Source organism: Enterobacter cancerogenus, assembly GCF_019047785.1.
Lineage (GTDB): Bacteria > Pseudomonadota > Gammaproteobacteria > Enterobacterales > Enterobacteriaceae > Enterobacter > Enterobacter cancerogenus.
Window position 1 is genome coordinate 4538430 of record NZ_CP077290.1, and the last position, 15284, is coordinate 4553713.

General features: G+C 56.5%; 20 protein-coding genes. 7 read left to right on the forward strand and 13 right to left on the reverse strand.

The features are described 5' to 3' along the window. Positions 1 to 112 precede the first annotated feature (112 nt). The 3 genes from I6L58_RS21370 to I6L58_RS21380 are packed head-to-tail and all read left to right on the forward strand — an operon-like array spanning position 113 to position 2775. A complete protein-coding gene (locus I6L58_RS21370; protein WP_088208183.1) occupies positions 113 to 808 on the forward strand; it encodes a phosphohydrolase in 696 nt (231 codons plus the stop codon). Positions 809 to 857: 49 nt separating this feature from the next. After that, complete coding sequence (locus I6L58_RS21375) at positions 858 to 2291, forward strand: DNA cytosine methyltransferase (RefSeq protein WP_006176229.1); 1434 nt, start codon at positions 858 to 860, stop codon at positions 2289 to 2291. Continuing rightward, on the forward strand, positions 2272 to 2775 hold the full coding sequence (locus I6L58_RS21380) for a very short patch repair endonuclease (protein ID WP_088208184.1): 504 nt from the start codon (positions 2272 to 2274) through the stop codon (positions 2773 to 2775). The genes I6L58_RS21375 and I6L58_RS21380 overlap by 20 nt, the downstream gene beginning before the upstream one ends. Here the strand turns inward: I6L58_RS21380 and yedA are convergent. After that, the gene (gene yedA / locus I6L58_RS21385) at positions 2735 to 3649 is read right to left on the reverse strand and encodes a drug/metabolite exporter YedA (protein WP_006176227.1); all 915 of its coding nucleotides are present in this window, start codon (positions 3647 to 3649) and stop codon (positions 2735 to 2737) included. The genes I6L58_RS21380 and yedA overlap by 41 nt on opposite strands. 178 nt (positions 3650 to 3827) lie before the next feature. On the opposite strand from yedA, the gene I6L58_RS21390 reads away from it, so the two are divergent. From I6L58_RS21390 to dgcQ, 3 genes are all read left to right on the forward strand, one after another. Further along, entirely contained in the window at positions 3828 to 4739 is a 912-nt protein-coding gene (locus I6L58_RS21390) for a DUF808 domain-containing protein (RefSeq protein ID WP_042320151.1), read from the forward strand. A gap of 77 nt (positions 4740 to 4816) precedes the next feature. After that, positions 4817 to 4999: a YodC family protein gene (locus I6L58_RS21395; protein WP_042320149.1), complete on the forward strand. Its 183-nt coding sequence runs from the start codon at positions 4817 to 4819 to the stop codon at positions 4997 to 4999. Between the two features lie 78 nt (positions 5000 to 5077). Further along, a complete protein-coding gene (gene dgcQ / locus I6L58_RS21400) occupies positions 5078 to 6778 on the forward strand; it encodes a cellulose biosynthesis regulator diguanylate cyclase DgcQ (RefSeq protein WP_088208185.1) in 1701 nt (566 codons plus the stop codon). On the opposite strand, the gene I6L58_RS21405 is transcribed toward dgcQ, so the two are convergent. Beyond that, complete coding sequence (locus I6L58_RS21405) at positions 6763 to 7563, reverse strand: mannosyl-3-phosphoglycerate phosphatase-related protein (protein WP_088208186.1); 801 nt, start codon at positions 7561 to 7563, stop codon at positions 6763 to 6765. The two genes, dgcQ and I6L58_RS21405, sit on opposite strands and share 16 nt — an antisense overlap. 300 nt (positions 7564 to 7863) lie before the next feature. Continuing rightward, positions 7864 to 8091, reverse strand: a complete 228-nt coding sequence (gene yodD / locus I6L58_RS21410; RefSeq protein WP_042320145.1) for a YodD family peroxide/acid resistance protein — start codon at positions 8089 to 8091, stop codon at positions 7864 to 7866. A gap of 129 nt (positions 8092 to 8220) precedes the next feature. On the opposite strand from yodD, the gene dsrB reads away from it, so the two are divergent. Next, positions 8221 to 8409 (forward strand): protein DsrB, encoded by a 189-nt coding sequence (gene dsrB / locus I6L58_RS21415; protein ID WP_003859583.1) that lies wholly within the window; start codon positions 8221 to 8223, stop codon positions 8407 to 8409. A 98-nt stretch (positions 8410 to 8507) separates the two neighbouring features. Here the strand turns inward: dsrB and rcsA are convergent, their stop codons facing one another. The 10 genes from rcsA to fliJ all read right to left on the reverse strand — a co-directional run bounded on the left by rcsA (position 8508) and on the right by fliJ (position 15277). After that, positions 8508 to 9131, reverse strand: coding sequence for a transcriptional regulator RcsA (rcsA, locus tag I6L58_RS21420; RefSeq protein ID WP_006176221.1), 624 nt, complete (start codon positions 9129 to 9131; stop codon positions 8508 to 8510). A gap of 296 nt (positions 9132 to 9427) precedes the next feature. Further along, positions 9428 to 10213 carry a flagellar biosynthetic protein FliR gene (gene fliR / locus I6L58_RS21425; RefSeq protein ID WP_006176220.1) on the reverse strand — a complete coding sequence of 262 codons (786 nt, stop codon included), beginning with the start codon at positions 10211 to 10213 and terminating at the stop codon, positions 9428 to 9430. Between the two features lie 7 nt (positions 10214 to 10220). Then, positions 10221 to 10490, reverse strand: coding sequence for a flagellar biosynthesis protein FliQ (gene fliQ / locus I6L58_RS21430; protein WP_006176219.1), 270 nt, complete (start codon positions 10488 to 10490; stop codon positions 10221 to 10223). A 10-nt stretch (positions 10491 to 10500) separates the two neighbouring features. Then, entirely contained in the window at positions 10501 to 11238 is a 738-nt protein-coding gene (gene fliP / locus I6L58_RS21435) for a flagellar type III secretion system pore protein FliP (protein ID WP_088208188.1), read from the reverse strand. Then, the gene (gene fliO / locus I6L58_RS21440; RefSeq protein WP_088208189.1) at positions 11238 to 11612 is read right to left on the reverse strand and encodes a flagellar biosynthetic protein FliO; all 375 of its coding nucleotides are present in this window, start codon (positions 11610 to 11612) and stop codon (positions 11238 to 11240) included. Before fliO ends, fliP begins: the two co-directional genes overlap by 1 nt. A 2-nt stretch (positions 11613 to 11614) precedes the next feature. After that, complete coding sequence (gene fliN / locus I6L58_RS21445) at positions 11615 to 12028, reverse strand: flagellar motor switch protein FliN (protein ID WP_006176216.1); 414 nt, start codon at positions 12026 to 12028, stop codon at positions 11615 to 11617. Continuing rightward, complete coding sequence (gene fliM, locus I6L58_RS21450; protein WP_006176215.1) at positions 12025 to 13029, reverse strand: flagellar motor switch protein FliM; 1005 nt, start codon at positions 13027 to 13029, stop codon at positions 12025 to 12027. Before fliM ends, fliN begins: the two co-directional genes overlap by 4 nt. A gap of 4 nt (positions 13030 to 13033) precedes the next feature. Further along, positions 13034 to 13504, reverse strand: a complete 471-nt coding sequence (gene fliL, locus I6L58_RS21455; protein WP_006176214.1) for a flagellar basal body-associated protein FliL — start codon at positions 13502 to 13504, stop codon at positions 13034 to 13036. A 106-nt stretch (positions 13505 to 13610) separates the two neighbouring features. Further along, a complete protein-coding gene (gene fliK, locus I6L58_RS21460; RefSeq protein ID WP_088208190.1) occupies positions 13611 to 14837 on the reverse strand; it encodes a flagellar hook length control protein FliK in 1227 nt (408 codons plus the stop codon). Further along, positions 14834 to 15277, reverse strand: coding sequence for a flagellar export protein FliJ (gene fliJ, locus I6L58_RS21465; RefSeq protein ID WP_006176212.1), 444 nt, complete (start codon positions 15275 to 15277; stop codon positions 14834 to 14836). The genes fliK and fliJ overlap by 4 nt, the downstream gene beginning before the upstream one ends. Positions 15278 to 15284: the final 7 nt, after the last annotated feature.

Below are 15284 nucleotides of genomic sequence, written 5' to 3' on the forward strand. Positions count from 1 at the left end.
TTCCATACGCCTTCAGGTAATAAATGGATAAGGGGTAAGGTGTACCTCGTAAGGGAAGGGTGATGGTTGCAGGGAAAATTGCTATGGTTAGCGTTTAAAAAAGGATAAGACCATGGAACTTGCACCCTGGCAGCGCCGCTTCGAAGCGTGGCTGACCAAAAACCACACGTCGGATGACGCCGCCCATGATATGTCGCACTTTCGCCGCGTCTGGATGACGGCACAAAAACTGATGGCGGGCCAGCCGGTCAATCCGCTGGTGGTCCTCACCGCATGCTATTTTCATGACATTGTCAGCCTGCCGAAAAATCATCCTGAACGCGGCCAGTCGTCGCAGCTGGCGGCACGTAAAACGCGGGAGATTCTGCAGCGCGATTTCCCGGACTTCCCGGCGCAGCATTACGCCGCCGTGGAACATGCTATCGAAGCGCACAGCTTCAGCGCCGGGATTGCGCCGCAAAGCCTGGAGGCAAAAATCGTTCAGGATGCTGACCGGCTGGAAGCATTAGGAGCCATTGGCCTGGCGCGCGTCTTTGCGGTCTCCGGCGCGCTGGGCGCGGCACTCTTTAATCCAGAGGACCCTTTCGCCGAAGCCCGAACCTTAGATGACAAAGCCTGGGCGCTCGATCACTTCCAGACCAAGCTGCTCCGTTTACCTGACACAATGCAAACCGCAGCCGGGCGCGAATTCGCGCGGCATAACGCCGATTTCCTGATAGATTTTATGGCGAAACTCAGCGCTGAACTGCAGGGTGATTGCCTGGGGCGTGATAGCCAGGTGCAGAACCGCTTCCGTCGCAGTTTGTGATCCTGAACTGTGGTAATCTGTTCCCCGTCTTTATTGTCCGGTTAAAATAATGCAGGAAAATCAATTCGTCACTGAGCCCGCGCCCGAGCGGGTTGAGAAATCAACGGCAGCGGTGCAGGCGTTACTGCGCCAGCTGCTGGATATCTATGATGCAAAAACCCTGGCAAACCAGCTGGAGAACCACGGCGGGAGCCACTGGAGCCCGGCAATCGTTAAAAGACTGCTCATCAGCGACCGGGCAGGCCAGCGCCTGAGCGACGATGAGTTCCGCTACCTGCAAAATTTGCTCCCGCGTCCCTCTGCCGCGCACCCGAACTATGCGTTCCGCTTTATCGATCTCTTTGCGGGCATCGGCGGCATTCGCCACGGTTTTGAAGCGATTGGCGGCCAGTGCGTGTTTACCAGCGAGTGGAATAAACATGCGGTGCGCACCTACAAAGCCAACTGGTATTGCGATCCAGACGAACATCATTTCAATGCGGATATCCGCGACGTGACCCTGAGCCATAAAAGCGGCGTGACCGATGAAGAGGCCGCCCACCATATTCGCCAGGCTATCCCGGCGCACGATGTGCTGCTGGCGGGCTTTCCGTGTCAGCCTTTTTCTTTGGCAGGGGTCTCGAAAAAGAACGCACTGGGGCGCGCCCACGGTTTCGCCTGTGATACTCAGGGAACGCTGTTTTTCGACGTGGTACGCATTATTGACGCCCGCCGCCCGGCTATTTTTGTGCTGGAAAACGTCAAGAATTTGAAAAGCCACGACGGCGGGAAAACCTTCCGCATCATCATGCAAACCCTGGACGAACTGGGCTATGACGTGGCGGATTCGAAGGACATGGGGGCCGACGACCCGAAAATTATCGACGGCAAACATTTCCTGCCGCAGCACCGCGAGCGTATTGTGCTGGTGGGCTTCCGCCGCGATCTCAACCTGATGGGGGATTTCACGCTGCGCAATCTTCCCGCCCTCTATCCGGCTCGTCGTCCCACCATTGCGGACCTGCTGGAACCCGCCGTGGACGCAAAATTTATTCTGACCCCGGTGCTGTGGAAATATTTGTACCGCTATGCCAAAAAACATCAGGCCAAGGGTAACGGCTTTGGTTTTGGCATGGTGAATCCGAACGATCCGCACAGCGTTACCCGGACGTTATCGGCGCGCTATTACAAAGACGGTGCCGAGATCCTTATCGACAGAGGCTGGGATAAAGCGCTGGGAGAAAAAGATTTCGACGATCCGATCAACCAGCAGCACCGCCCGCGTCGCCTGACCCCGCGTGAATGTGCCCGTCTGATGGGGTTTGAAACGCCACAGGGCTACAGTTTCCGCATTCCTGTGTCGGACACCCAGGCCTATCGTCAGTTCGGCAATTCAGTGGTCGTCCCGGCGTTTGCTGCGGTCGCGAAGCTGCTGCTTCCTCGTATTCAGCAGGCCGTTGCGCGACGTCAGAGCGAGGCCGTCAATGACGGATGTTCACAATAAGGCCACCCGCAGTAAAAACATGCGGGCCATCGGCACGCGTGATACCGCCATTGAAAAACGGCTGGCCGGCCTGCTGACCGAGGCTGGCTTCGATTTTCGCGTGCAGGACGCGGCGCTTCCCGGGCGTCCTGATTTCGTTATCGCTGATTACACGTGCATCATTTTTACCCACGGCTGTTTCTGGCATCACCACGACTGTTATCTGTTTAAAGTCCCGGCCACGCGGACTGACTTCTGGCTGGATAAAATCGGCAAGAACGTGTTGCGCGATCGGCGCGATACCGCCGCGCTTATCGCGCAGGGCTGGCGGGTATTGGTGGTCTGGGAGTGTGCGCTGCGCGGCAGGTTGAAGCTGAAGGATGCGGAGCTGAGCGAACGGCTGGAAGAGTGGATCTGCGGCGGCGGTCAGGCCGCGCAGATCGATACCCAGGGGATCCGCCCGCTTACGGTTTCTCCCCCTCACACGCCACGACCACCGGCTTAGCGGGCAGCAGGTATTTACCCAGCGTCACCAGCACCACGGCAAACACGATGACACCCAGCGCCAGCCACTCGATGGTGGACAGCGTTTCGCCGCCAAAACCGGTTCCCAGCAGCACCGCAACCACCGGGTTCACATAGGCATAGCTGGTGGCGACGGCGGGGGAGACGTTGCGGATCAGGAACATATAGGCGTTGATCGCAATAATGGAGCCGAAAAGCGCCAGATAACCCACGGCAAGGAAGCCCGAAAGCGGCGGCATCGCCGTCAGCTTCTCGCCGGTTAACAGCGAGGCGATAAGCAGCACAATGCCTGCCGCCAGCATCTCAATGGCCCCTGCCATCATCCCGGTCGGCAGCGCAATGCGCGAGCCGTACACGGACCCAAACGCCCAGCTCATCGAGCCGATCAGAATAATCACCGCGCCCCATGGGTTGCCGCTCAGGTTGCCGCCGCTGTTCAGCATCACGATCCCGGCAAGCCCAATAGCAATGCCCAGCCACTCCAGCTTGCGGGTACGAATGCCAAACAGGCGGCTAAAGCAGAGCGTAAACAGCGGCACGGTCGCCACAACTACCGCCGCAATGCCGGAGGGTACGTTACGGTGTTCCGCAATGGTGACGAACCCATTGCCCACCGCCAGAAGCAGTAAGCCAATCAGGGCGGCGTTGAGCATTGGGCGCAGCGGTGGAAGCTTGTGGCCGCGCAGCAGCAGAAAGGCCAACAGCAGAACGCCAGCCGACAGGAAACGAACGCCGGCCATCAGCAGCGGCGGCCAGCTTTCGACGCCAATTCGAATCACAAAATAGGTGGAACCCCAGATGATATACAGCGAAAAAAGCGCCCCAATGAGCGGTAATAAGTGCCGGAAACGCATAATCCCTCACGACGAAATAAAAAGTTCGCTCATAGTAAACGCCAAAACTATCCCGCAGGCGAGCGCTTTAATTGTGTTGTAGATGTGAAATAATTGTTGACTTGAAGTGCCTGTTTCAGGGTTTTCGCTTTTGCTCCATACTATTTACTTAATTACCAAAAAAAGAAGGATAGAAATTTTGGCAGGAAGTAGCTTATTAACATTGCTGGACGATATCGCCACCTTGCTGGATGACATTTCGGTCATGGGAAAACTGGCAGCGAAAAAGACGGCCGGCGTGCTGGGAGATGATTTATCGCTAAATGCCCAGCAGGTCAGCGGGGTCAGGGCGAACCGGGAGCTGCCCGTCGTATGGGGCGTGGCGAAGGGATCTTTTCTCAACAAGGTTATTCTTGTGCCGCTGGCGCTGTTGATCAGCGCATTTATCCCCTGGGCGATCACGCCGCTGCTGATGATTGGCGGCGCTTTTCTCTGTTTCGAAGGGGCAGAAAAAATACTGCACTCTTTTGCATCGCGTAAAGAGAACGACACGCCGGAGGTGCGCCAGCAGCGTCTGGAGGCTCTGGCCGCGCAGGATCCGAAAACCTTCGAGCGCGATAAGGTAAAAGGCGCTATCCGTACCGACTTCATTCTGTCGGCGGAAATTGTGGCGATCACCCTCGGGATTGTCTCCGACGCGCCGCTGCTCAATCAGGTGCTTATCCTGTCCGGCATCGCTATCCTGGTGACGGTGGGCGTGTATGGCCTGGTGGGGCTTATCGTGAAGCTGGATGACATTGGCTACTGGCTTGAAGAGAAGTCGAGCGCGGTCGCGAGAGGCATTGGTAAAGGCCTGCTGGTGCTTGCGCCCTGGCTGATGAAAAGCCTGTCCATTGTGGGTACCCTGGCGATGTTCCTCGTCGGCGGCGGGATCGTGGTCCACGGTATTGCGCCGCTGCACCATGCGATCGAGCATTTTGCGTCAGCGCAGGGGTCACTCGTGGCGACCATACTGCCTACGCTGCTTAACCTGGTTATCGGGTTTATCATTGGCGTCGTTGTGGTTCTTGTGGTTAAGATGGTGGGCAAAGTGCGCGGCACCTCGCATTAATTGTTACGCCCGCCAGGATGCAAAAAGGCCGGTCCTCGTCTAAATTGAAACAGTTTCACCCTGATAAGGAGGCGGGTATGGTCTTTTTGGTCAGTGATGAAGTTAAGCCTAAAAATGGCGGCCCGCGCATGATTGTCACCGGGTATTCCAGCGGAATGGTGGAGTGTCGATGGCATGATGGTTACGGCATTAAGCGGGAGGCGTTTCGTGAAGACGAGCTTCTCCCCGGTGACCGACGCCAGCAGCGCGATAAGGCTTGATCACGTAACGCCCGGCCTGGCCGGGCGTTTTTACTGGGCTTAATGTAGTAGATAAAGAGTGGCAATCAGGGAGTGTGTGTGCAACGCGATACCTTTGTTGTAAGACGGTCTTTTCTGCACGGGTTACGCACGCGTAGCAATCCAGGCCTGATTGTAAATGTCTGTTTTCTGGTGGTACTGATCTTTTCTACGCTGCTGACGTGGCGTGAGGTGGTGGTGCTGGAGGAGGCGTATGTCTCAAGCCAGCGAAACCATCTGGAAATCGTGGCGAATGCGCTGGACCGGCAGCTGCAGTTTAGCGTGGATAAGCTGCTTTTTTTTCGCAAAAGCATGAACGAGGCGCTGAGCACCCCGCTGGCGTTTGGCGTTCTGCAGGATGCCGTTTCGCGCTTTAACGCACTGCGGACAAAACCCTTCTGGCAACTGGCCGTCGATAAATCCCGAACCTTGCCCGTGAACGGCGTCTCCGACGTTTTTGTTGAAAAAACCACGCTGCTGAACCGGGATAACGCGTTGCTTGACCATGAAATCTCGGCCGCGCTTGAGGTGGGGTATTTACTGCGCCTGGCCTCCTCTTCATCCCACCGGGAATCGCGGGCGATGTACGTTTCCCGCGCCGGATTCTGGCTCGCCACCGACGCACCGGCGAAAACCACAGACGCCATTTCTCGTTACTACGCGTTCGTGACCCAGCCGTGGTTCACCGGGCAGTCCGAACGCGAAAACCGCGCGGGCGCAGTGCGCTGGTTTTACGCTTCTACCCCGTCAGCCGTCGAGCCACACTCTACGATCACCGCCAGCGTGCCGGTCTACCACGATCGCTACTGGTATGGCGTCATTGCCCTGGAATTTACCCAGGCAACCCTGCGGCGTTTGCTGATGGAGGCGGTAGATGACCGCACGGAAGGGGAGTATCAGCTGTACGACACCCGCCTTACGCTGATTGCCTCCTCTGAGCTTTCGTCAGCCACCGTTAATCAGTTCGACGCCGCCGAGCTTGCGCAGATTGCGAAGGCGATTGAGGGCGATACGGAAGGGGGGCTGCGCATGGGCAGCCGCTATGTGAGCTGGGTCAGGCTGGGACATTTCGACGGCGTAATGCTGCGGGTCCACACGCTTGATGAAGGCGTGCGTGGCGAATTCGGCAGCATCAGTATCGTGCTGGCGCTCCTGTGGGCGCTGTTCAGCGCCATGCTGCTGATCTCCTGGCTGCTTATCCGGCGGATGGTCAGCAACATGTATACCCTTCAGCACTCATTGCAGTGGCAGGCCTGGCATGACCCGCTGACCCGGCTCCACAACCGCGGAGCGCTGTTTGAGCGTGCCAACAGGCTCGCCAGAGAGTGTCAGGCGCAGTCCCGGCCATTTTCGGTTATCCAGATCGATCTTGACCACTTCAAGGACATTAATGACCGCTTCGGGCATCAGGCCGGGGATAAAGTGCTCTCTCACGCCGCAGGGCTGATTGCGGGCGGATTGCGGCCCTGCGACGTCGCCGGGCGCGTGGGCGGGGAAGAGTTCTGCGTGGTACTGCCAGGTCTTGCCCTTCCGCAAGCGGCCGCCATTGCCGAGCGCATTCGCTCGCGCATCGACAGCAAAGAGATCCTGTTGAAAAAGAGTACGACGCTGCGCATCAGCGCCTCGTTTGGCGTGAGCTGCGCCCACGAGAAGGGGAACTACAATTTTGATCAGCTGCAGTCAATCGCCGACCTGCGCCTTTACCAGGCGAAACAGCGGGGACGCAATCAGGTGGTGTGGCAGGATCACGACAAGAAGTGATCCAGCCCCTCGCGCCAGCCTTCCGGGCCCGCGTGTTGCGTATGATAAACCCGCTCCGGCGAGTCGTTCACAAGCGTAATGCCCTGGCGGTTAATGCCTTTAATGACCACCGCATAATCAACGTTTTCCAGCAGCGGGGCGTCATTGGGGCCATCCCCGAGGCCTAACGTCGTGGGTTCGATATTCTCATGCTGGCGGTACTGCTCAACCAGCCAGCGGGCCGCCACGTCTTTACCGCAGCGAACGTCCAGGACGTGCCAGAAGCGTGCCCCCTGCACCAGCTTAAGGCCGTGCTGGGCCAGTTCTTCTTCAAATTGCGCCATCTGTGCGTCGCTGTCGCGCCAGATTAAGGTCACGGACGCCTCATGCTTGCAGGCGAGGGTGGCGCGAAGCCGGGTAAGCCCCGTCCATTCGCCAATGGTCTGAACATCCACATCGTCAAACGTCGTGAATTTGTATTGCCTGCTGGCACGTATCCGGGCAAGACACTGCGCTATGTCCTGGTGCGCCATTCCGCTGAGGCTTCGCGAGGTGTCTTCCCAGCGAACGTCAGGCTGAATAACCGCGCCGTTTTCGGCAATGAACGGCAGGCCATCCAGACCCAACTCTTGCTGGATGTCCGCCATCTCTGCGGCGGTCTTGCTGCTGCACAGAACCACGGGGATTTGACGGTCGCGCAGCGTCTCCAGCCATGGCTTTGCAGGCTGCCAGTCATAGGTGTGAATATCGAGGAGTGTTCCATCCAGATCGGTGATGATGACCAGCGTCTCCTGCAGTGAAATCATAACTACTCCTGATTAAAAGTGGATGGCGCTCTAAGAATTTTCCTAAAAAAATTCTGAAAATGCGTGCGTTTTTTTGGAACCGATCCCGGGCAAGCCACGGAACATGCTAGTTGTACACTCATAACGTAAATGTACAGCCCTGTGATGGCATATTCCGTATGAGAATATATCCTTGTCATGCTAATACGTTAAGGATAGTGTTTCTCCCACATCAGATTTCCTGGTGTAACGAATTTTCAAGTGCTTCTTGCAAAAGCAAGTTTGATCCCGGTCATCCCCATGACCGGGATTTTTTTCGCCCTAGCGGTTCGCCTCCGACACGCTAAAGTCATGAATATCCAGCTCGAACGCTTCGGCCAGCTCGCGGTAGGTATGGTAATCCCTCCCGTTTACCATCACCCTTTCGGAATCATCCTCTGCACGACGTACTTCGGACTCACTGATCTCATTGATGGCGGCCAGCAGGGCATCGACATCCACTTCGACTTCGCGTTTGATGGTGTCGCTATACTCTTTGTTGGTCTTCATTACGGGGTACCTCATATAAACGTGTCCACGGTTAAGTATAGACCGCACACAAAAACGGCATTCGCATCCGCCAGCGATGTCAGCTTATGCGTTTTGTTCTACACTGGCTCAAAACCACAGGAGGAATGTATGAAGGTCAACGATCGGGTAACCGTCAAAACGGACGGTGGGCCGCGCCGCCCGGGTGTGGTGCTGGCGATAGAGGAGTTCAACGAAGGCACCATGTACCTGGTGTCACTGGAAGACTACCCGCTCGGCATCTGGTTCTTTAATGAGCTGGGTCATCCGGATGGCATCTTTGTGGAAACGGCAGAATAACGCGGCGTCGGGCAACGCGCCCGACTTTGCTGCTTTAACGCAAAAATCTCTGGCCAGGCCAGAGATCGAAGGTAGGGTACAGTAGATGTTGAAAGGGGTTAGCGCATATTGACGAAAATTCCGTTTGTCACATTATCCGTCAGGCGTACGACGTGATAGATCACTTGCTTATTATGCGTTTTAATCTTCCTTTTAATATTTCCCTTATGTGACGAAACGGTTTTGGCTTTGATATTCATCTGGTCTGAGATTTGAATTGTCCCTTGCCCAGCCATCCACATTCTTAACATGCTCGATTCAGTTCTGCTTAATGAAAGCGTGGGTAAGTTAACCGCGCCTACATCTTTTACTTCTTTATTCAAATAGTCACCCAAAATGTCATCCAGCGACTCGGGTTTAATTGACTTAGAACTGATCAATAAATTTTTTCGAACCAACAAATATTCGTCGAAGTGAATATTCGCGATCGCCATAAAAACAATAAACAGAGTCTTAGGATGCTGATTAATGATTAGCTTAATTTTCTGACTGTTGGCTGGATCGTGTATGAAACAGTCCTCATTAATAAACACCACGCCGGGCCTGTGTTGGTCACAAGCGGCTGCAAGGTCGTCAACGGTGTGTGCATCGTTGATGTCTCTCTTTCTTACCCCTCTGCTCGCCAGATACCCGGTTAACCCTAGCCGGGTGTAACTGCATAAATCCATAATGATCGTTGACATGGCATACCCTCACTCAATGCGTAACGATAATTCACCATCTGCCTGAGAGCTCATAAACAGCCATACGGGATGGAAAAAACGTAATAAAACCTGTGAGCATCACAAAGACTTTCAGGCGGACTCACTATCCCGTAAAGTTACGTATAATTTGCCAGGAATCTTCTTAAAGTAAAGTAAATATTAAGTATTGTGAGGTGGTTAGAAACAATTAAGCCGCGTCAGATATATCCTGGTAGATGTTTTTCGAGTTTTATTTTAGGAATATCCTCAGAAAGACATTGCGGTTAGGCGGGTTATTACTTTCGTGGCAATTCGCTGACAATATCCGCTAACAGGTTGAATAGTTCGCTGAATAAATGTTCGCAGAACGGAGCGATAAGTGGCATTAGCAATGACATTAATAAAATACCAACGGTCAGGGTCACCGGAAAACCAATCACAAATACGGAGAGCTGCGGGGCCATTCTGTTGAGTAACCCCAGCGAAAGGTTGACGGTCAGCAGCAGGGTGATGATCGGCAGCGCCAGCATCAGCCCGTTAAGGAAGATCAGGCCCGCTGCCCGCGTGAGCGCCAGAAACGCGTTGCTGTTGACGGGATTATCGCCTATCGGCAGCGTGTGAAAGGTGTCGACCAGCATGGAGATCAACCATAGATGGCCGTTGAAGGTGAGGAACAGCAGCATCGCCAGCATATCGATAATGCGCGCCAGCACCGGCATATTCAGATGGGAGCCGGGGTCGATGAAGGTCGCGAAAGAGAGCCCCATTTGCAGGCCAATCAGCTCACCGGCGGTACGCACGGCGGCAAACGCCAACTGCATGGTAAACCCGACGGCCACGCCAATCATGATCTGCTGCAGCGCCACCCAGACCGCTTTTGCGGAAAAAATCGGGATATCAACCGGCGGCAGCGAAGGGGCAATGATAATGGTGATAATAATGCCCAGCCCGACCTTTACGCGCTTGGGAATGGTGCGTTCGCTGAGGATAGGGGCGGTGGAAATCAGCGCCAGAACGCGCAGCATCGGCCAAAAATAGAGGCCAAGCCACTGCATCCACTGGTCGCTGGTAAAGTGCAGCATCCTGTTATCAGCCGATGATGTAGGGAAGGTTGGTAAACAGGGTGCGCATGTAATCCAGCAGCAGATTCAGCATCCACGGCCCGGCCACGATGATCGCCACAAATACCGCGATGATTTTTGGGATGAAGGACAGCGTCATTTCGTTAATCTGCGTCGCGGCCTGCAGGATACTGATGACCAGACCGGTGACCAGCGCTACCAGCAGCAGCGGCGCGGCTACGGCAATCGCCACGCGCATTGCCTCCGTGCCCATCATCATGACCGATTCTGGCGTCATTGCGCGATCCTCAACTGTAGAAACTTTGCGCGAGTGAACTGACCAGCAGCTGCCAGCCGTCGACCAGGACAAAAAGCATGATTTTGAAGGGCAGGGCAATGGTAGCGGGGGGAACCATCATCATACCCAGCGCCATCAGCACGCTGGCGATCACCAGGTCGATGATCAGGAACGGAATGAAGATCGTAAAGCCAATCTGGAATGCCGTTTTCAGCTCGCTGGTCACGTAGGCCGGCAGCAGAATGCGCATTGGAACGGCTTCCGGCCCCTGCAATTCGCCGGTGTTGGCCAGGCGGGCGAACAGCGCCAGATCCGCTTCACGCGTCTGGCGCAGCATAAATTCGCGCAATGGCTGAGCGCCTTTTTCCAGCGCGACCTCCATCGAGATCTTATCTTCGCTGAACGGCTGATAGGCGTCGGTATAAATTTTATCGATCACCGGCGACATAATGAAAAAAGTCAGGAACAGCGCCAGCCCGAGCAGCACCTGGTTAGGCGGTGCGGACGGCGTGCCGAGGGCGTTTCGCAGCAGACCAAAGACGATGATGATTCGGGTGAAGCTGGTCATCATCAGCAGGATTGCAGGAATAAACGTCAGCGAGGTGATAAACACCAGCGTCTGCACCGGCAGGGACCAGCTTTGTCCGCCACCCACCATCGGGGTGGAGATCAGGCCCGGCAGCTGGGCGTAAACGGCAGGGGCAAACAGGCCAAGGCCAGCAAGCGTAAGGGATAACAAACGGCGCATCAGGATCTCCCGGAACGCTTAAGCAAACTCTTCATGATGGACTGAAAATCCGCCGGGGCGTCTGTCGTCACGTCATCTGCGACGGACGCAGGAGGCAGTTTATGGAGCACGTTGATCGTCGTGGCGGTCACGCCAAGAACCAGGCGCGCATCTTCAACGTCAACAATGACCACGCGCTCGCGTGGCCCAAGCGTGGTGCTGGCACTGACCTTCAGACCGCGCCCGGCGGCGGTTTTACCCGCCACGCCAAAGCGCTTTGCCAGCCATGCGGCAATAAGAATAAAGGCAATAATACCGAACAGGGCGCCGCTCACCTGAAGCAGCGGCGAACCCGGTACCGCTGAGGGTTGGGATACTGTTGCCTGGGTTTTCATCGTTAGCGGCTCAGACGACGCATACGTTCGGACGGGGTAATGATGTCGGTAATACGCACGCCGTATTTATCCGCCACGACCACCACTTCCCCCTGGGCAATCAGATAACCGTTAATCAGAATATCCAGCGGCTCGCCGGCCAGGCCGTCAAGGGCAACAACCGAACCCTGCGTCAGGCGCAGCAGCTCTTTAATGGTCATCCGGGTGCGTCCCAGCTCCACGGTCAGTTTGACCGGGATATCCATGATCAGGTCGATATCCTGCAGCGTACCGCTGACATCACCGCCGCCTAACTGCTGGAACACGGCATCCGCCGCGCTTTTGCCCGGGGTGGTTTTTTGCTCGTTCAACGCATCAGCCCACAGATCGTCCAGTGCTCCGCTGTTTTCATCGGACGGATTGTTCATGTCACTCATTTGGGCTGTTCCTCATTCAGCGAATTCAAAATCGGGTTGATCAAGTGCTCAACGCGTAGCGCATACTGGCCGTTTATCGTGCCGTACTGGCTTGTCAGCACGGGTACGCCATCCACATGGGCAATAATGCGGTCGGGTTTGTCTATCGGCAGAACATCGCCGGGTTGTAATTTCAGGATCTGGGATAAGCGCATCGACACGTCGGCGAAGTTAGCCACCAGCTCCAGCTGCGAATGCTGAACCTGACGCACCAGATTTTCGCGCCAGTTCTGATCTTCATGGCGTGAGTTTTCCAGCGGCGGGTTGACCAGCAGCTCGCGAAGCGGCTCGATCATGCTGAACGGCAGGCAGATATTGAACTCGCCGGTCAGGTTGCCAATTTCCACATGGAACGGGGTATTCACCACGATATCGTTCGGCGAGGTGGTGATGTTGGTGAACTTCACCTGCATCTCCGAACGCACGTACTCCACTTCCAGCGGGTTAATCGCTTTCCACGCGTCGCTGTAGGATTCCAGCGCCAGCTTCAGCATGCGGTTGATTACGCGCTGCTCGGTGTGGGTAAATTCACGACCTTCCACCTTCGTCGGGAAGCGGCCATCGCCGCCAAACAGGTTATCAACCGCGATAAACACCAGGCTTGGCGAAAACACCACCAGACCGGTACCGCGCAGCGGCTTGAGGTGGATCAGGTTAAGGTTGGTCGGCACCGGCAGGTTGCGGGCAAACTCATGATAGGGCTGAATGCGGATCGCGCCGACGGTGATGTCCGGGCTACGACGCAGCAGGTTAAACAGCCCCATACGGAACTGACGCGCAAAACGTTCGTTGATGATCTCCAGCGCCTGAAGACGCTCGCGCACCACGCGACGCTGGGTATTCGGGTCGTAGGGACGAATGTTATCGTCACCGGCCAGACCCGGCTTTGGCTCATCGTTTTTATCGCTATCGCCGTTAAGCAGCGCGTCGATTTCTGCCTGAGAAAGAATGCTATCGCCCATGTCGTTACCGCAAAATGAAAGCTGTATACAGAACGTCGGTGACTTCCTGCTTGGGTTGACCATGGACCAGCGGTGTCGCCAGCGTCTGCTTGATGGCATCGACCAGCTTTTGCTTGCCGTCATCGGAGGCCAGCGCCGAGGCGTCCTGACGCGAGAACAGCAGCAGCAGGCGGCTGCGCACTTCAGGCAGATAATCGTTGAGACGGGCGCGCGTGGCTTCGTCTTTCAGGCGCAGCGTAATGCCGATGTACAGCACGCGGTCCGCATCGCCCAGGTTCACGGTAAACGTATCCAGCGGGAAGAAGACCGGGGCCGGTGGCGGCGGTGCTTCTGCTTTGGCGGCAGCGCCGGTCGGTTCCTGCTGCATACGCCAGTAACTGTAGCCTGCGGTGGCGCAGGCGGCGAGCGTGATCAACACCAGCAGCGGGATCCAGATGGAACGCTTACTTTTTTTGGTGATAGCGGAGTCAGTCATCTGATACGAGCTTCCTGTTTCGGTACAGCTTAATACGGTGATTATCCCGTGTCCGGCTTAGGTCAAAGCGTGGAAAAGACGGGGATAATCACGTTACCTCTGGCGTTTAGGCGAAGATGTCTACCGCGCCGTTACCGCGCGCGGCGGATTGCAGGGACGCGGGAGCAATAAGCAGGTCGTCACCCTCTTCATTGAAGCCCCCCTGCTGGCCGGAGCGGGAGGCATGCTGTTGCTGCTCAGAGGAAGACTGTTGCTGCCCGGCAAAACTCTCGCTGCTGACGCTGCTCTGGGAAAGCTGAATGCCGTTTTCAGCGAGCTGGGTGCGCAGCATTGGCAGTGCGGCTTCCAGCGCCGCGCGAACGTGGCTGTGCGGCGACACCAGCTGCAGCTGCGCCTGGTTATCATCGAGCTTAAGGGAAATCTGTACCTGACCGAGATCTTCCGGATGCAGACGCAGCTCAGCTGACTGTTGTCCCTGCTTCGTGAACAGCGTGATGTGCTGGCTCAGCGTTTGCTGCCATTCCGGTGTACCGAGCGGCTGGCTCAACACCGGGGCCGTCGCAACGGTTGCCGCAGGCTGTGAAGGCGCAAGGGTGCTCACCATTGGCGCAAGCGTGGCGGTTGGCGCGGTGGCGGTAGACGTCGAGGCTGCCGCGATATCCTGTTTCTCCGCTACGCCGTTCGCGACCGGCGCGACGGGCACAGAGGCGTCAGCGCCTTGCGCGAGGGGCTGGTATGGCGAGGCGGTTTTGCCCTCATCGCGACCCGGCAGGTCAGCGGCCAACGCGTGCCGCCCGGCAGTGGACGGCGTCAGGGCGGCGGAGGGAAGGGACGCGCGGGCGCTCAGGCCTTCGGCGCTCTTCGGTTGCGCGGCGACCGCTGTCTGCTGGTGCGGCAGCATGGCCATTAACGCGCTAAGCCCGGCCAGCTCCTCGTCAGTGAGCGAGGTTTTCGTCTCTTCTTTCGCTGCCGCCGTGGTTAACGACTTCAGCGCGTCACCGTGGGCCGCAGGCGCAAGACCGGCCACCAGGGTTTGCAGCGCGGTAGCGTGCGGCGCGTCCTCCTCGACCAGAGTCTCCTGGCGGGCAAGAAGGTCGGCAAGTTTTGCCTGTAGCGGGGTGTTATCCCCTTTCGCCGCGGCTTTCGACAGCGTGCTGCCGGCGGCTTTCAGGTCTGCCAGGGTTAGCGGCGCATCTTTGCCCTGACCGCCGGTTTCCGTCAGCGCGCCCGCCAGCAGGGAGAGAAAATCCTGTGCACCCTCGGTGCCTTTCCCCGTCTGCGTGCCGCCTGACAGGTCGCTGTCGGTCATCAGCAGTTGTTGCAGTGTGATCATTCCGGTTTCCTCATTGATGCGCGCTGGGCAAACTCATCCATTTTTTTCTGATCCAGACGGTTCTCCGCCAGGGTCGATGCGGCGATCTGCCGGTCCTGTAAGGTCTGCCAGGCCTGCAGTCGTTGTTTTTTCTCGCGCCAGAAGTTGAGCGCGATGTCGACTTTTTCCGTCCACTGAAAAAGCTGCTGACGATGCTGTTCAATCGCTTTTTCCAGGGTCTGAATAAACTGCTGGTAGTTGATCCAGCGCTGGCTGCCGATGCCCTGCGTCATGTCGGTATTAAGGTTGGTGCGATACTCGTGCTGATAGTCGATTAACATCTTCAACTGTTCTTCAGCCTGCTGACATCCGCGCCGCATTGCGCCAAGCTGCAGTGCGGCATCATCAACTTCTTTTTCAGCCAGATCTTTTAGCGTTGATAACGCGCTGTTTTGCGCCATGACCTTC

Bases quoted from the DNA above. Each gene is read 5' to 3' on its own strand.
- I6L58_RS21370 (WP_088208183.1), top strand. From the start codon at position 113: ATGGAACTTGCACCCTGGCAGCGCCGCTTCGAAGCGTGGCTGACCAAA.
- I6L58_RS21375 (WP_006176229.1), top strand. From the start codon at position 858: ATGCAGGAAAATCAATTCGTCACTGAGCCCGCGCCCGAGCGGGTTGAG.
- I6L58_RS21380 (WP_088208184.1), top strand. From the start codon at position 2,272: ATGACGGATGTTCACAATAAGGCCACCCGCAGTAAAAACATGCGGGCC.
- yedA (WP_006176227.1), bottom strand. From the start codon at position 3,649: ATGCGTTTCCGGCACTTATTACCGCTCATTGGGGCGCTTTTTTCGCTG.
- I6L58_RS21395 (WP_042320149.1), top strand. From the start codon at position 4,817: ATGGTCTTTTTGGTCAGTGATGAAGTTAAGCCTAAAAATGGCGGCCCG.
- I6L58_RS21405 (WP_088208186.1), bottom strand. From the start codon at position 7,563: ATGATTTCACTGCAGGAGACGCTGGTCATCATCACCGATCTGGATGGA.
- yodD (WP_042320145.1), bottom strand. From the start codon at position 8,091: ATGAAGACCAACAAAGAGTATAGCGACACCATCAAACGCGAAGTCGAA.
- dsrB (WP_003859583.1), top strand. From the start codon at position 8,221: ATGAAGGTCAACGATCGGGTAACCGTCAAAACGGACGGTGGGCCGCGC.
- rcsA (WP_006176221.1), bottom strand. From the start codon at position 9,131: ATGTCAACGATCATTATGGATTTATGCAGTTACACCCGGCTAGGGTTA.
- fliR (WP_006176220.1), bottom strand. From the start codon at position 10,213: ATGCTGCACTTTACCAGCGACCAGTGGATGCAGTGGCTTGGCCTCTAT.
- fliQ (WP_006176219.1), bottom strand. From the start codon at position 10,490: ATGACGCCAGAATCGGTCATGATGATGGGCACGGAGGCAATGCGCGTG.
- fliP (WP_088208188.1), bottom strand. From the start codon at position 11,238: ATGCGCCGTTTGTTATCCCTTACGCTTGCTGGCCTTGGCCTGTTTGCC.
- fliO (WP_088208189.1), bottom strand. From the start codon at position 11,612: ATGAAAACCCAGGCAACAGTATCCCAACCCTCAGCGGTACCGGGTTCG.
- fliN (WP_006176216.1), bottom strand. From the start codon at position 12,028: ATGAGTGACATGAACAATCCGTCCGATGAAAACAGCGGAGCACTGGAC.
- fliM (WP_006176215.1), bottom strand. From the start codon at position 13,029: ATGGGCGATAGCATTCTTTCTCAGGCAGAAATCGACGCGCTGCTTAAC.
- fliL (WP_006176214.1), bottom strand. From the start codon at position 13,504: ATGACTGACTCCGCTATCACCAAAAAAAGTAAGCGTTCCATCTGGATC.
- fliK (WP_088208190.1), bottom strand. From the start codon at position 14,837: ATGATCACACTGCAACAACTGCTGATGACCGACAGCGACCTGTCAGGC.
- fliJ (WP_006176212.1), bottom strand. From the start codon at position 15,277: ATGGCGCAAAACAGCGCGTTATCAACGCTAAAAGATCTGGCTGAAAAA.